This window comes from Streptomyces sp. Je 1-332 (genome assembly GCF_040730185.1).
Classification (GTDB): Bacteria; Actinomycetota; Actinomycetes; order Streptomycetales; family Streptomycetaceae; genus Streptomyces.
Window position 1 is genome coordinate 7,711,255 of the sequence record NZ_CP160402.1, and the last position, 13,149, is coordinate 7,724,403.

Sequence of the window (13,149 nt, forward strand, 5' to 3'; positions counted from 1 at the left end):
GGGCGCCACATTGATGACCGATCCGGGTGACCGGGGATTGAGGGGGATTTACTCATGGCGCTCACCAGTTGGGGCTTCATCTACACCGCGGCAGGCAGCGAGGCGAGTGGTGAGGTGAACGTCGTCGACACGGGGCAGTGCCGCACGGTGCTCGTGGGGGTGCCCAAGCCGGAGGACGGCATCGAGGCCGCGCGCCGTCTGGTCGGTGAAGGTGTGCAGATGATCGAGCTGTGCGGAGGCTTCGGGCCCGTGTGGGCCGGGCGCATCATCGAGGCGATCGACGGCGCGGTCCCGGTGGGCGTCGTCGGTTACGGGCCCGAAGCGGTCGACCAGGTGCACGCGATCTTCTCCTGAGCCCAGAGGCGGGGCGGGCTCGGCCTTCCCCGCCCGGAGCGGCCGGATGGTAAGATCTTCGGTGTTCGTGTGATCCGGTATCGAGGATGTTGGGAGTTGGGGCTGATGACCGCGCTCAAGGCCACTGCCATGCGCAGCGCCCGGACCACCCTCACGTCCCGGGTCGCGGCCTGACCTCAGCTGGATTCGCCCTCGCTGGGAGCGTGAGCTCGCGGGGCACCACCCACACGAACCCACCATGAAACGGATCTCCGTCCATCATGAGCAATTCCAATTCCCATTCCATGAGCAATTCCCCGAGCCACACCTGGATCACGCGCGCCGAGACCAGCGCTGACATCCCCGCCATCCGTGCCGTCGTCGTCGCCGCGTTCGACACCCCGGCGGAGGCCGACCTCGTCGACGCGCTGCGCGCCGACCCCGCGTGGATCGACGGCCTTTCCGTCGTCACCGCCGACCAGGACGGCAAGATCGTCGGCCACGCGCTGCTGACCCGCTGCCGCATCGGGGACACCCCGGCCCTGTGCCTGGCTCCCGTCGCCGTACTCCCCGAGTACCAGAAGACCGGTGCCGGTTCCGCGGCGATCCGGGCCGCGCTCGACGTGGCCAGGGACCGGGGCGAGCGCTTCGTCACCGTCCTCGGGCACCCGGCGTACTACCCCCGGTTCGGCTTCACCCGCGCCTCCGCGTACGGGATCGGCATCAGCATCGAGGTTCCCGACGAGGCCATGATGGCTCTCGCCCTCGACGCGGGTCACCCGCTGCCCAGCGGCATGGTGCGCTACGCCGCGCCCTTCGGCATCTAGCCGAAACCTCGCCGTGCCGGGGCCGCCACGGCCCCGGCACGGCCCGGAAAAGTCGGTTGCGCACCCACCGTCCGGCGCCGGAGAGTGGGCGCATGACCACGCCCGCCACCCTTCCGTCCGGCCTTACGGTGCGCCCCGCGACGCTCGACGACGCGACGGCGGTGTGCGCGCTGCTCAACGAGATCGACCTGCTGGAGATCGGTCGCACGGACACCGAACTCGCCGATATCCAGGGCTACTTGAAGCATCCGGAGGTCGACCTGGAGCGCGACTCCTGGTTGCTGTTCGACGACGGGCGGCTGATTGCGTACGGGCTGCTGTGGGACGAGTCCGGCGGCGAGCAGATCGACACGGAGTGCTACGCGCTGCCCGGTCGGCCCCAGGCCACCCGCCAGCTGTTCGACCTGGTGGAGGCGCGTGCGGCGGAGCGGGCCGCCGCCAACGGAGCGGACCGGGCGGTGGTGCACCTGCACCTCAACATCGCCCCCACCATCGACCCGCGTGCGCTGCGCGGACGCGGCTGGACGACGGTCCGGCGCTACAACTCCATGGTCCGCCCCCTGTCCACGGCCACGGACCGGCTGCCCGAGCAGCCGCCCGGCGTGAGCCTGCGCCCCTGTCTGGCCGAGGAGGACCGGCGGCGCGCCCACGCGCTGCTTCAGGAGACCTTCGCCGACCACTTCGACTTCCACCCGCGTACGTACGACCAGTGGCTGGACGACATCGACGCCGAGCGCGCCGACTGGTCCCTGCTGTGGATCGCGCACGTCGACGGCGTCGGCGACGCGGCGGTGCTGCACGCCCGCAACGACCGCACCTCGATGGCGTGGATCAGCAGTCTCGGAGTGTTGCGCCAGGTCCGGGGCCGGGGTCTGGGCAGCTATCTCCTGCGCCACGCCTTCGGCCACTGCGCGGCGCTCGGCCGCGAGCGGATAGGCCTCGGCGTGGACACCAGCAACAGCAGCGGCGCTCTCGCCCTGTACGAGCGCCACGGCATGACCCTCGACTTCGCTCTCCAGGCCTGGGAGCTGATCCGCCCCGTCGCGCGCTGACGGATGCCTCCTGAGCCGGCGCCCCGCTACACGGCCGCCGGAAACGCGAACCGTACGCCGGTCAGCCGCTCCGAGAGATCCCACAGCCGCCGCCCGGTCTCCGTGTCCGTCGCCACGGGAGCCAGTTGCACCCGCGTCGGCGCGCCGCGCAGCTCGGCCATACCGCCGGGACCGATGAACTGACCGCTCTCCACTGCTGGTTCGGTCGCCGCGTACAGCTGGGGGAGTGCGCCGTCAGCCGGGCGCTGGGCGAACAGCGGGTTGCCGATGCGGCCGAGCAGCACGCGCCACAGGCCGATCGGAGTGCCCGTCTGGAGGTGGGTGGCGGTATAGCCGGGGTGGGCGAGCACGCTGCGCACCGGGCTGCGTGACTCGGCGAGGCGGAGGTGGAGTTCGCGGCCGAAGACGGCGTTGGCGAGCTTCGACTGGTTGTAGTAGCCCATGGGCTTGTAGCCGCGCTCGCCCGTCAGGTCGTCGAAGCGGATGCACCCCTGCCGATGGTTGATCGAACTCACCGTCACCACGCGCGGATCGGTCCCCGCGGCCAGCAGGTCGAGCAACAGGCCGGTGAGCGCGAAGTGGCCGAGGTGGTTGCAGGCGAACTGCAGCTCGTGGCCCTGCCTGCTGAGCGTGCGAGGCGGCGCCATCACGCCCGCGTTGTTGATGAGCACGTCGAGGCGCGGGTGGTCGGCGCGCAGCCGATCGGCGAAGCCGCGGACCGAATCGAGGTCGGCCAGGTCGAGGCGGCGCACTTCGAGGCTCGCGTCCGGCTGTCCCGCGGTGATCTCCGCTACCGCTCGCCGGCCCTTCTCTTCGTCGCGGACCGCTAGGACCACGTGCCCGCCTTGCCGGGCGAGTGCCCGGGTGGTCGCCAGACCGAGGCCGCTGTTGGCTCCGGTGACGACGAACACCCGCTCGGTCTGGTCGGGGATCTGCTCGGTTGTCCAGCGCTGTTGCTGCGTCATGCGGCACATGTTGTCGCCGGTGGCACTCAGTGTCAAGAGGCGCCTGAGTGTCATGAAAGGCATGGCGTGTACCATGAGCAGGTGAGTCCGCGACCCGAAGTGACCATGGCCGAGCGCAAACGGCAGCTCGTCTCGAACGAGTTGACCGAAGCGGCGCTGCAGCTCCTTGCCCGAAAGGGGTTCGACGCGGTCACCATCGACGAGATCGTGACCACGGCGGGCGTCTCCCGGCGGACGTTCTTCCGTTACTTCGCCTCCAAGGAGGACGTGGTCGTCCAGTTCCTGGCCGACATGGGAGTCGGTATCCACGCGGAGTTGGCGGCGCGACCCGCCGACGAGCGGCCCTCCGTGGCGCTGCGGCACGCGGTCTGGGTTCCCCTCGCCGCATGTGGCGACCACTGCGAGCGGGTGCTGCCCGTGGTGCGGCTGATTCTGCGCACCCCGGCCCTGCGCGCCCGCTTCCTGGAGCACCAGGCGCAGTGGGGCGACGACCTGACGGGGGAGGTGGCGCGACGTCTGGGGCGCGACGCGGGCGTGGATCTGTACCCACGGCTGGCCGCCGGGATGGCGCTGTCCGCCTTCGACGCCGTGCTGCAACGGTGGAGCGACAGTGACGGCGTCGAGGATCCGGCCGCGCTGACCGACCGGGCCTTCGCCGTCATCGCCCCCGCGCTGGACGCGTCGGAAGCGTAGGCCCGGGGGCCCTGTCGGTGGCCATCTCGGTGGGCCGGTGTCGGAGGGACAGTGCCGGCGGGCCGGTCCCGGCGGGAGGGCGCCGGCGGGCCGGTCCCGGAGGGGCGGTGGCCTCCATGCCTCTCGCGGGCTGGCATCATCGAGGGATGTCTGACTTGATCATCGCCGCCTGTGACGGAGCCGCGAAGAAGAATCCCGGCCCTGCGGCCTGGGCCTGGGTGGTCGCCGATGCCGACGAGCGCCCGCAGCGGTGGGAGGCGGGGCCGCTCGGTGACACGACCAACAACGTGGCCGAACTGACGGCCCTGGCCGAGCTGTTGGAGTCCACGGACCCGGCCGTGCCGCTGGAGGTCCGCATGGACAGTCAGTACGCGATGAACGCGGTTACCAAGTGGATCGCGTCCTGGAAGCGCAACGGCTGGCTGACCGCGGCGAAGAAGCCGGTGGCCAACAAGGACCTCGTCGTCCGCATCGACGCACTCCTCCAGGGCCGGGCCGTGACCTTCCGGCACGTCGCGGCCCACCAGGCGGACGGTGACCACCTCAACGCGATCGCCGACGTCGCGGCCAGCGACGCCGCGACGACGCAGCAGTCCGCCGGAACCGCACACGGCGCCCTCACGATCCCGGAGCCCCGGCCCGAGCGCATGACCGCCTCACCTGCCGCCGCCCGGCCGCGCAAGAGCGCCACCTCCCGGTCGGGCAAGGGGAGTTCGGGCGGCGTCATCAAGGCCAAGTTCCCCGGCCGCTGCCACTGCCAGAAGCCCTACGCCGCGGGAGAGAAGATCGCGAAGAACGCGCACGGCTGGGGTCACGTGGAGTGCCGGGACGCCTGAGGCCTGGGCCATGCGCGCTCACGTGCAGGGGCGCGGCGGCGGGCGGGGCCGGCGGGACGAGGACGCTAGGAGGGGCCGTCGGGTAGGCGGCCAGGGCCGGTGAGCGGTGCGGTATCCGTCATCCTGGGGCTCCTTGTCGAGGCTGGTCGTTACTGGGTCCTCGCTGGTCCTGGCGCGGCCAGGCTGGTCCTGGCCGCTCGCCCCTTGGCGCGACTCCTGCTACGACAGCGAGTCGACGGCCACCGAGGTCGCTTCCGCGATGAGCTTGTCGGAGGGTTCGGCGTCCTTCTTGCCTCGGTTCGACAGGATCGCCATGACGATGGGGGCGCTGTCGGGGGGCCAGACCACGGCGATGTCGTTGCGGGCGCCGTAGTAGCTGCCGGTTCCCGTCTTGTCGCCCACCACCCAGTTCTTGGGCACACCGGCCCGGATGGTGTGGTCCCCGGTGGTGTTGCTCTTCAGCCACTTGGTGAGCTGGGCGCGCTCGCCCTTGCGGAGAGCGTCCCCGAGGACGAACGCACGCAGGTCCTTGGCCAGCGCCCGGGGCGTGGACGTGTCGCGCTTCTCGCCGGGAACCCATGTGCTCAACTCGGGCTCGATGCGGTCCATTTGCGTGACGTCATCGCCCATCTTCTCCAGGACGCCGTCCAGGCCCTTGGGCCCGCCGAGCTGGTCGAAGAGCAGGTTGGCGGCGGCGTTGTCGCTGTAGCGGACGGCGGCGTCGCACAGTTCGCCCAGGGTCATCCCGGTGTCGACGTGCTTCTCGGTCACGGGCGAGTTGGCGACCAGATCGTCCTTGGAGTACGTGATCCTCCGGTCGAGGCCGCTCAGGGAGTACTTGCGCAGCACGGCTCCGGCGGCGAGCGCCTTGAACGTGGAGTTGTAGGCGAAGCGCTCACCGGCGTTGTAGGCGACCTCGCGTCCGGTGCCGGTATCGATGGCGTAGAGGCCGAGCCGCGCGTCGAACTTGCGCTCAAGTGCCTTGAGACCGGGGGCGAACGGCTTCTTCGCCCCCGCGGGCTTCGTGGTTCCTGCGGACGTCGTGCTCGCCGTTGACGGCGACGACGAAGCCGATGGCTCGTCATCGGCGCAGGCCACGAGCGGTACGAGGCAGAGCGTGGCGACCGCGCCGAGAGCGGCGCGACGGACGCGGGTGAGCTGCATGGGCAAAACCTCCGGGGCGCCGCAGAGACTGGGCGCATAGCTAGAGACCGGGCGTATGGCGGACGGGGCGGCACGGTTCCGTTGCTTTACGTGGTCGTGCGTGCCAGAGCCACCCTCGCCCCGCCGTGCGTATGCGGTCCAATACGCTCCTGCGTGGTTCCATGCTGATCTGGCATAGGATCCGGGGCGTGGATCTGGTGGGAGCGTGTCGCGCGTTCGTCAGCGTGAGCGAGTACGGCAGCTTCACCGACGGGGCGGCCGCGGCGCGGATGTCCCAGTCGGTGGCCAGCCGTCGCGTCGCCGCGCTCGAGGAACGCTTCGGTGAGCCGCTGTTCGAGCGCACCTCGCGCCGCGCGGTTCTGACGCCCTTCGGGCGGGACATGCTGCCGACAGCCAGGCAGCTCGTGCAGGCGGCGGACGTGCTCCTCGACGAGGCGGAAGCGGTCAAACGCAAGCCCTGGCGGCTCGCGGTGCCCGGCATCTGCTCGACGGCCGGCCTCGCCCGTCTCGTCGCCGAGGCACGCGGCGACGGAGTCACACTCGACCTGCGGGTGGCGGCGCCGACCCGGCGCAGGGAGCTCCTCCACGCCCAGCAGGTGCGCGCCGCGCTGCTCGCGGTACCCGCGGACGAGGCGACATGGTCCGTGCCGCTGGGGCTCGCCGGTGTCGGTGACCCCGGCGTGCGGCGCGTCTTCCTCGAGACCCTCCGGGTCGGCCGCGCGGCCACCGGTCCGGCCCGCCGCGTCTGGATCCAGCCGGAGGACGACGTGCCGCACATCCGCGATCCCCTGACCCGGCTGCGCGACGCGCTGGGCCTGCGGCCCGCGCAGCTCGTCGCCGCGGCCGACCTGACGAGCGCCGCAGCCGAAGTACTGTGCTCGGGCGACCTGTTGCTGTGTTCCCTCGCGCAGGCCGAGGAACTCGCCCTGACCTGGCGGCCCATCGGTGAGGTCACCCTCGGCCGGGGGTTCGCCCTGGCCGCCGCGGCGGACGGCAATCCGCAGCACATCGAAGCGCGCCTCGGCGACGCCATCGCCCGCTGCCTGGGGGTGGGCGACGAAGCCGTCCGGGCCGGGACGGCGCAAGGAGCGGGGCATTGAGCGGCGGCACGAACTCCGGCACGAACGTCGGCATGGGGTCGGCACACACGCCGGTATGGGGGTTGGCATGAACGGTTACCGGCGCGGCGGCGTGAGCACCGAGGCCCTCCTGCGCGATCTGCGCGGGCAGTTGCGCGACGGGGGCCTTCACGGCTGCCTGCTCGTGCGGGACCTGCACACAGGAGACGAGCTGGGGATCGAGGCGGACACCCACCTGCCGTCCGCCTCCTTGGTCAAGGTCCCGCTCGCGCTCGCCACGCTCGAGCGGATCCGGCGGGGTGAGCTCGACGGAGCGACGGTGCTCGACGTGCGGCCGGGGCGGGTCACCACGCCCGGCCCCACCGGGCTGAGCCGATTCCGTCACCCCGCCCGGATCGCGATCGACGACCTGCTCTACCTCAGCACCTGTCTGAGCGACGGAATGGCCGCCGACGCGCTGTTCGAGCTCACACCGCCCGCTCAAGTCAGCGCCATGCTGCACGAGTTCGACATCCGGGGCATCGCCGTACGGCACAGCGTGGACGAGCTGTCCGACACTCCCGTGGAACGCTTCGACGCCGACCAGGTCCACCTCGCCCACGCTCTGGCCATCGACGCGGGTACCAGCGGCCGTGGTCACCGCGTGCCGCAGCTCGACACCACCCGGGCCAACACGGGCAGCGCCCGCACCTTCGTCGATCTGCTGCAAGCCCTGTGGACGCCGTCGAAGATCCACCCGGATGTGGCCCAGCGGCTGCGCGACCTCATGGCCCACAACGTGCTGCGGCACCGGCTCACCCCGGATTTCAGCTCCGACGCGAGCACCTGGTCCTCCAAGACCGGCAGTCTCCTCAACCTGCGGCACGAGATCGGCGTCGTGGAGCACTCCGACGGCCAGACCTTCGCGGTCGCCGCCCTGACCGAGTCCCTCGTGCCGGCCGGCGCGCAGCCCGGCGCCGACGCCCTCATGGCGCAGGTCGCACGCAGCCTGCGCGACCACCTCCGGCAGCTGTAGCCAGGGGCGCCCGGCAGCTTCGACCGCTGCGGCGAGGAACTCCCTCACCAGCCACAAGAGTTGACCGCATAGCCGGTAGGGGCGGAAGATCCCCGGCCTGTAGGGTCGGAGAATCCTCGCCGGCCGGGTCGGGGGCACGGCGCCCACCGCACAGCGAAACCGGCCGGACACGTAGTGGAGCCATGGATGACTGCAGACGACGCCAACGTCCACATCGACACCAGCAAGCCGCACCCGGCGCGTGTCTACGACTGGCTTCTGGGCGGCAAGGACAACTACCTGGTCGATCAGGAGATGGGCGAGAAGCTGCCGCCCGAGGCGCGCGCGAACGCGGCGCGCAACAGGGCGTTCATGCAACGCGCCGCGGCCTGGCTCGCTGACAACGGTGTCAGACAGTTCCTCGACATCGGCACCGGCATCCCGACCGCGCCGAACCTCCACCAGATCGTCCAGGCGATCGCCCCCGACTCCCGGGTCGTGTACGCCGACAACGACCCGATCGTGCTGCGGCACGCCGAGGCCCTGCTGGTCAGCAGTCCGGAAGGGGCCACGGACTACGTCCAGGCGGACGTGCGCCGCCCCGAAGCGATCCTCGACCACGCTCGCGAACTCCTGGACTTCAAGCAGCCCATCGCGCTCTCGCTCATCGCCCTGATGCACTTCATCACCGACGAGGAGGACCCGTACGGCCTCACGCGCACCCTGGTGAACGCGCTGCCGTCCGGGAGCTATCTGGTGCTGTCCCACGGCACCACCGACGAACACCCCGAACTCGCGGACTCCGTCACCGACACCTACAAGAAGGGGCAGGTGCCCCTGAGGATGCGGCGCCGCGCAGAGGTCGAGCGCTTCTTCGAGGGACTGGAGCTGGTCGAGCCCGGCCTGGTGACGGCGACGCACTGGTACAAGGAATCACCGGCACCGAAGGCCGAGTTGAGCGGCTTCTACGTCGCTGTCGCCCGCGTCCCCTGAGGGATCAGGAACAGGCTCAGCTGAGGGCTCAGGAACAGGCTCAGGAGAACAGCACCGACCGCAGCTTCAACCGCTCGCTCGCGCCACCGGTGTGGGAGCGCAGCGTGAAGGTGTCGCCGGAGCAGTCCGCGTTCGTGAAGAGGATGGCGAAGGAGTCGGTGCGGTTCCGGGGCGAGTGCGCGGGCGGCTGGTGGTACTCCTGAGCCGCCTCGGGGAGCATGACGCACTCGCCGCTGTGCGGGTCGTGCAGCGTGGCCTGCTGTTCCTCACCCGTGCTGTCGACGTACGTGTAGTGGAAGTCGCCCGCGGCGGCGTGGGCGGAGCCGGGCAGGGTCAGGATCAGTGCGGCGGCGCCGGCCGCGGCGGTGAGTGAGTGACGAAGACGCATGGGTCGCTTCCTTTGCTCGGAACTTTGCTCGGAACGGCGAATGGGACGTGAACGCATCCCGCATTCCCGCCCTGACCAGCCAGTGCTACCGGAATCCGGAAAATGCCGCCGGCGAAACGATCCGCCCTCACCCGTTCGGTCCCGGCCAGGGCTCCGCCCGGGCGATCCGGAACGGATTCAGCAAGCACGCAAACAGCGCGCAAGACTTGCACTATTCTTGCGTGCATGACGCGACGACTTGCTCAGGTGGCGCGGAAGGTCGGGGTCAGCGAGGCCACGGTCAGCCGGGTGCTCAACAACAAGCCGGGGGTCTCCGACGCCACCCGGCAGTCCGTGCTCTCGGCCCTGGACGTGCTGGGGTACGAGCGGCCCACTCAACTGCGAGGTGAGCGGGCACGGCTCGTGGGGCTCGTGCTGCCCGAGTTGCAGAACCCCATCTTCCCGGCCTTCGCGGAAGTGATCGGAGGGGCGCTCGCCCAGCAGGGCCTGACTCCCGTGCTGTGCACCCAGACCAAGGGAGGCGTCTCCGAGGCGGACTACGTCGAGTTGCTGCTGCAACAGCAGGTGTCCGGTGTCGTGTTCGCCGGTGGTCTCTACGCGCAGGCGGACGCCCCGCACGAGCACTACAAGCTGCTCGCGGCGCGCAAGATCCCGGTGGTCCTCATCAACGCGGCCATCGAGCGGCTCGGTTTTCCCGCGGTGTCCTGCGATGACGCGGTCGCGGTCGAGCAGGCCTGGCGGCACCTGTCCACGCTCGGCCACCGCCGCATCGGTCTGGTGCTCGGGCCCGCCGACCATATGCCGTCGCAGCGCAAACTCGCCGCGGCCCGCGCGATCGCCGAGCAGGCCGGCGCCGAGCTCCCGGAAGAGCATGTCTCGCGGGGGATGTTCTCGATCGAAGGGGGTCAGGCCGCCGCCGCACGACTCCTCGACGCGGGGGTCACGGGCATCGTCTGCGCGAGCGACCCGCTCGCGCTCGGCGCGGTGCGCGCCGCGCGCCGCCGGGGCCTCGGTGTCCCGCAGGACGTCTCGGTCGTCGGCTATGACGACTCGGCGTTCATGACCTGCACCGAACCTCCGCTGACCACGGTGCGTCAGCCGATCGAGGCCATGGGGCGCGCCACGGTCGAGTTGCTCGCGCTCCAGATCGCGGGGAGCGCGGTGCCCACCGAGGAGCTGCTCTTCGAACCGGAGCTGGTGGTGCGCGGCTCGACGGGGCAGCCGTCGCTGGAGTAGTGCGGGCCCAGCCACAGGTGGCGGCCGAGCCGCAGGTCGCCACTGCCCTCGTACTGTCGATTTATTGCAATCATAACGCGAGATATTGCGCAGCTCTGTCGACGGTGCTTGAGTAAGCGCCGCCACACAGTCCGCGCAGCTGTGGGCTCTTCCCTGCTCCTGCCATGTCGTCCCTGCCCGTAGGGGCAGGCGGCACTGTCCAAAGGGGTCCACCGATGAGCAGCTCGACCCGCACCCACCGCCGTACGGCCACGATGGCCGTCGCCTCCGCGCTCGCCCTCACCGCCCTGGCCGCCTGCGGCACCAGCAGCAGCGGCGGCGAATCCGACGGGGACAACGGTGCCGACACGGCCAATGCCGCCGCCCCGCTGGACCCGAAGACCAAGGTGACGCTCACCATCGACTGCATGCCGCCGGCCGCCGAGAAGGCGGAGCTCAAGCAGTGGAAGGAGGACGTCAAGACGTTCAACAAGAAGTACCCGAACGTCACGCTCGAGGGGAAGCAGACCGACCCCTGCCTGGAGCCTCCCCGCTTCACGGCGATGCTGAAGGCGAAGTCCCAACCGGACGTCTTCTACACCTACTTCACCGATCTCCAGCAGGTCCTGGACAACGACGGCGCCCAGGACATCAGCGCGTACGTCAACGACAAGTCCGTACCGGCGCTGAAGGACATGGACCCGAATGTCCTGGGCGTCATGAAGAAGGGCGACAAGCTCTACGGCCTGCCCTTCAGCAACTACACCATGGGCCTGCTGATCAACCGGAAGCTCTTCGAGAAGGCCGGGCTCGATCCGAACTCGCCGCCCCAGACCTGGGCCGAGGTCCGCACGGCCGCCAAGAAGATCGCCGCCCTGGGCGACGGCGTCTCGGGCTTCGGCGAGTACAGCGCCGGCAACAACGGCGGCTGGCACTTCACCGCCACCACCTACGGCCTCGGCGGCGACATCGTGAGCAAGGACGGCACCAAGGCCGCCTTTAACAACGACACCGGCAAGCAAATCGTCGACAACCTCAAGGCGATGCGCTGGGACGACAACAGCATGGGCAAGACCCAGCTGTTGAAGTGGGGCGACCTGCAGAAGCAGATGGCCGCCGACAAGCTCGGCATGTTCCTCGCCGCGCCCGACGACATCACGTACATGGTGCAGAACCTCGGCGCTAAGTACGACGACTTCGGGATGGGGCCGATACCCGGCCAGAAGGCCACCCTCTTCGGCGGCAACGACTACATGATCAAGAAGGGCAGCTCGCCCGACCAGATCAAGGCCGCGGTCGCCTGGATCAACTTCAAGTTCCTCAGTGTCGGCAAGGGCCAGTTCGACTGGGCCCGCACCAAGGCCGACGGTCTGCCCGTCGGCCTGCCGCAGCCGAACTTCTGGACCGGCGGCAGCAAGACCAAGGACGACAAGGCGCGCGAGGACAGTGCGACCATGCCCGTCGAGAACTTCCAGGCGTTCACCGACAAGCCCGTCACGGGCAAGGCAGAGCCGCCCAAGGCCCAAGAGGTCTACAAGGTCCTCGACACCCTGATGTCGGCCGTCCTCACCAACAAGGACGCCGACGCGGACAAGCTCCTCAAGACCGCCGAGCAACAGGTCAACCAGGTCCTGGCCAACCAGTGATGTCCGCCCCCACCCTCCACAAGAACGAGGCCCGCAGGCCCGCACCGCCGTCCGGCGGCCGGGCCTCCGGACCCGAACACGGCGCGTTCCGACGGGCGTTGAAGCGCAACCTCACCGCCCACGCCTTCCTGATCGGCGCACTCCTGTGCTTCTCGATCTTCTCCTGGTACCCGATGGTCAGGGAGTTCATCCTGGCCTTCCAGAAGACCGAGAACGGCGAGACGATCTGGGCGGGCTGGTCCAACCTCACCTACATCTTCAACGACCCGGCGTTCTGGCAGGCCTGGCGCAACACCCTCCTGTTCACCGGACTCGCGCTGATCCTCGGTTTCGCCGTGCCCTTCGCCATCGCCCTGATCCTCAACGAATTCCGGCACGGACGCGGCTACTTGAGACTGCTCGTCTACCTCCCGGTGATGCTGCCGCCGGTGGCATCGGTCCTGCTCTTCAAGTACTTCTACGACCCCGGATACGGCCTGTTCAACCGGATCCTGGAATCCGTGGGCCTACCCGGGCAGGCCTGGCTGCAGGACACCGACACCGCGATGCTCTCCGTGGTCGTCGCCGCCACCTGGATGAACATGGGCGGCGCGACACTGATCTACCTGGCCGCGCTGCAGTCGATCCCCGGAGAGCTGTACGAGGCGGCCGAGCTGGACGGCGCGGGCATCTTCCGTCGCATCTGGCACGTCACCATCCCGCAGACCCGGCTGATCCTCTCGCTCATGCTGCTCCTGCAGATCATCGCCACCATGCAGGTGTTCGTGGAGCCGTTCCTGCTCACCGGCGGCGCGGGCCCCGAGGGCGCGACCCTGACCGTCGTCCACCTCATCTACCAGTACGCGTTCACCTTCAACAACTACGGCAGCGCGGCGGCGCTCGGCCTGGTCCTGCTCGTACTGCTCGCCGGATTCTCGGCGGCGTACGCACGACTGAGCCGCGCCGGCAGCGAAGACTAGCCGGG

14 protein-coding genes are annotated in these 13,149 nt (G+C 69.8%); 11 read left to right on the top strand and 3 right to left on the bottom strand.

Features of this window, described 5'->3' with window-relative positions:
- Nucleotides 1-54: 54 nt before the first annotated feature.
- From ABXJ52_RS34700 to ABXJ52_RS34710, 3 genes are all read left to right on the top strand, one after another.
- Nucleotides 55-354 (top strand): DUF6506 family protein, encoded by a 300-nt coding sequence (locus ABXJ52_RS34700; RefSeq protein WP_367047750.1) that lies wholly within the window; start codon nucleotides 55-57, stop codon nucleotides 352-354.
- Nucleotides 355-638: 284 nt separating this feature from the next.
- Nucleotides 639-1,160: an N-acetyltransferase gene (locus ABXJ52_RS34705; RefSeq protein ID WP_367047752.1), complete on the top strand. Its 522-nt coding sequence runs from the start codon at nucleotides 639-641 to the stop codon at nucleotides 1,158-1,160.
- Between the two features lie 92 nt (nucleotides 1,161-1,252).
- Nucleotides 1,253-2,212, top strand: coding sequence for a GNAT family N-acetyltransferase (locus ABXJ52_RS34710; protein ID WP_367047754.1), 960 nt, complete (start codon nucleotides 1,253-1,255; stop codon nucleotides 2,210-2,212).
- A gap of 26 nt (nucleotides 2,213-2,238) precedes the next feature.
- On the opposite strand, the gene ABXJ52_RS34715 is transcribed toward ABXJ52_RS34710, so the two are convergent.
- Nucleotides 2,239-3,177: an oxidoreductase gene (locus ABXJ52_RS34715; protein WP_367047755.1), complete on the bottom strand. Its 939-nt coding sequence runs from the start codon at nucleotides 3,175-3,177 to the stop codon at nucleotides 2,239-2,241.
- A gap of 105 nt (nucleotides 3,178-3,282) precedes the next feature.
- On the opposite strand from ABXJ52_RS34715, the gene ABXJ52_RS34720 reads away from it, so the two are divergent.
- Both ABXJ52_RS34720 and ABXJ52_RS34725 read left to right on the top strand, forming a co-directional pair.
- The gene (locus ABXJ52_RS34720) at nucleotides 3,283-3,870 is read left to right on the top strand and encodes a TetR family transcriptional regulator (RefSeq protein ID WP_367049465.1); all 588 of its coding nucleotides are present in this window, start codon (nucleotides 3,283-3,285) and stop codon (nucleotides 3,868-3,870) included.
- Between the two features lie 146 nt (nucleotides 3,871-4,016).
- On the top strand, nucleotides 4,017-4,706 hold the full coding sequence (locus tag ABXJ52_RS34725; RefSeq protein ID WP_367047757.1) for a ribonuclease H: 690 nt from the start codon (nucleotides 4,017-4,019) through the stop codon (nucleotides 4,704-4,706).
- A gap of 219 nt (nucleotides 4,707-4,925) precedes the next feature.
- Here ABXJ52_RS34725 and bla read toward each other — a convergent pair whose 3' ends face one another.
- Nucleotides 4,926-5,870 carry a class A beta-lactamase gene (gene bla / locus ABXJ52_RS34730; RefSeq protein WP_367047758.1) on the bottom strand — a complete coding sequence of 315 codons (945 nt, stop codon included), beginning with the start codon at nucleotides 5,868-5,870 and terminating at the stop codon, nucleotides 4,926-4,928.
- A gap of 188 nt (nucleotides 5,871-6,058) precedes the next feature.
- Between bla and ABXJ52_RS34735 the strand changes: the two genes are divergently transcribed.
- The 3 genes from ABXJ52_RS34735 to ABXJ52_RS34745 all read left to right on the top strand — a co-directional run bounded on the left by ABXJ52_RS34735 (nucleotide 6,059) and on the right by ABXJ52_RS34745 (nucleotide 8,936).
- Nucleotides 6,059-6,970, top strand: coding sequence for a LysR family transcriptional regulator (locus ABXJ52_RS34735; protein WP_367047760.1), 912 nt, complete (start codon nucleotides 6,059-6,061; stop codon nucleotides 6,968-6,970).
- Nucleotides 6,971-7,061: 91 nt separating this feature from the next.
- The gene (locus ABXJ52_RS34740) at nucleotides 7,062-7,964 is read left to right on the top strand and encodes a serine hydrolase (protein ID WP_367049466.1); all 903 of its coding nucleotides are present in this window, start codon (nucleotides 7,062-7,064) and stop codon (nucleotides 7,962-7,964) included.
- A gap of 186 nt (nucleotides 7,965-8,150) precedes the next feature.
- Nucleotides 8,151-8,936, top strand: a complete 786-nt coding sequence (locus ABXJ52_RS34745; protein ID WP_367047762.1) for an SAM-dependent methyltransferase — start codon at nucleotides 8,151-8,153, stop codon at nucleotides 8,934-8,936.
- A gap of 40 nt (nucleotides 8,937-8,976) precedes the next feature.
- On the opposite strand, the gene ABXJ52_RS34750 is transcribed toward ABXJ52_RS34745, so the two are convergent.
- A complete protein-coding gene (locus ABXJ52_RS34750; protein WP_367047763.1) occupies nucleotides 8,977-9,324 on the bottom strand; it encodes a hypothetical protein in 348 nt (115 codons plus the stop codon).
- Between the two features lie 225 nt (nucleotides 9,325-9,549).
- Here ABXJ52_RS34750 and ABXJ52_RS34755 point away from each other — a divergent pair, with 225 nt between their 5' ends.
- From ABXJ52_RS34755 to ABXJ52_RS34765, 3 genes are all read left to right on the top strand, one after another.
- Entirely contained in the window at nucleotides 9,550-10,560 is a 1,011-nt protein-coding gene (locus ABXJ52_RS34755; RefSeq protein WP_367047765.1) for a LacI family DNA-binding transcriptional regulator, read from the top strand.
- A gap of 215 nt (nucleotides 10,561-10,775) precedes the next feature.
- Nucleotides 10,776-12,185 carry an extracellular solute-binding protein gene (locus ABXJ52_RS34760; RefSeq protein ID WP_367047767.1) on the top strand — a complete coding sequence of 470 codons (1,410 nt, stop codon included), beginning with the start codon at nucleotides 10,776-10,778 and terminating at the stop codon, nucleotides 12,183-12,185.
- Nucleotides 12,185-13,144: a sugar ABC transporter permease gene (locus ABXJ52_RS34765; protein ID WP_367047769.1), complete on the top strand. Its 960-nt coding sequence runs from the start codon at nucleotides 12,185-12,187 to the stop codon at nucleotides 13,142-13,144. Before ABXJ52_RS34760 ends, ABXJ52_RS34765 begins: the two co-directional genes overlap by 1 nt.
- The last annotated feature ends 5 nt before the right edge of the window (nucleotides 13,145-13,149 follow it).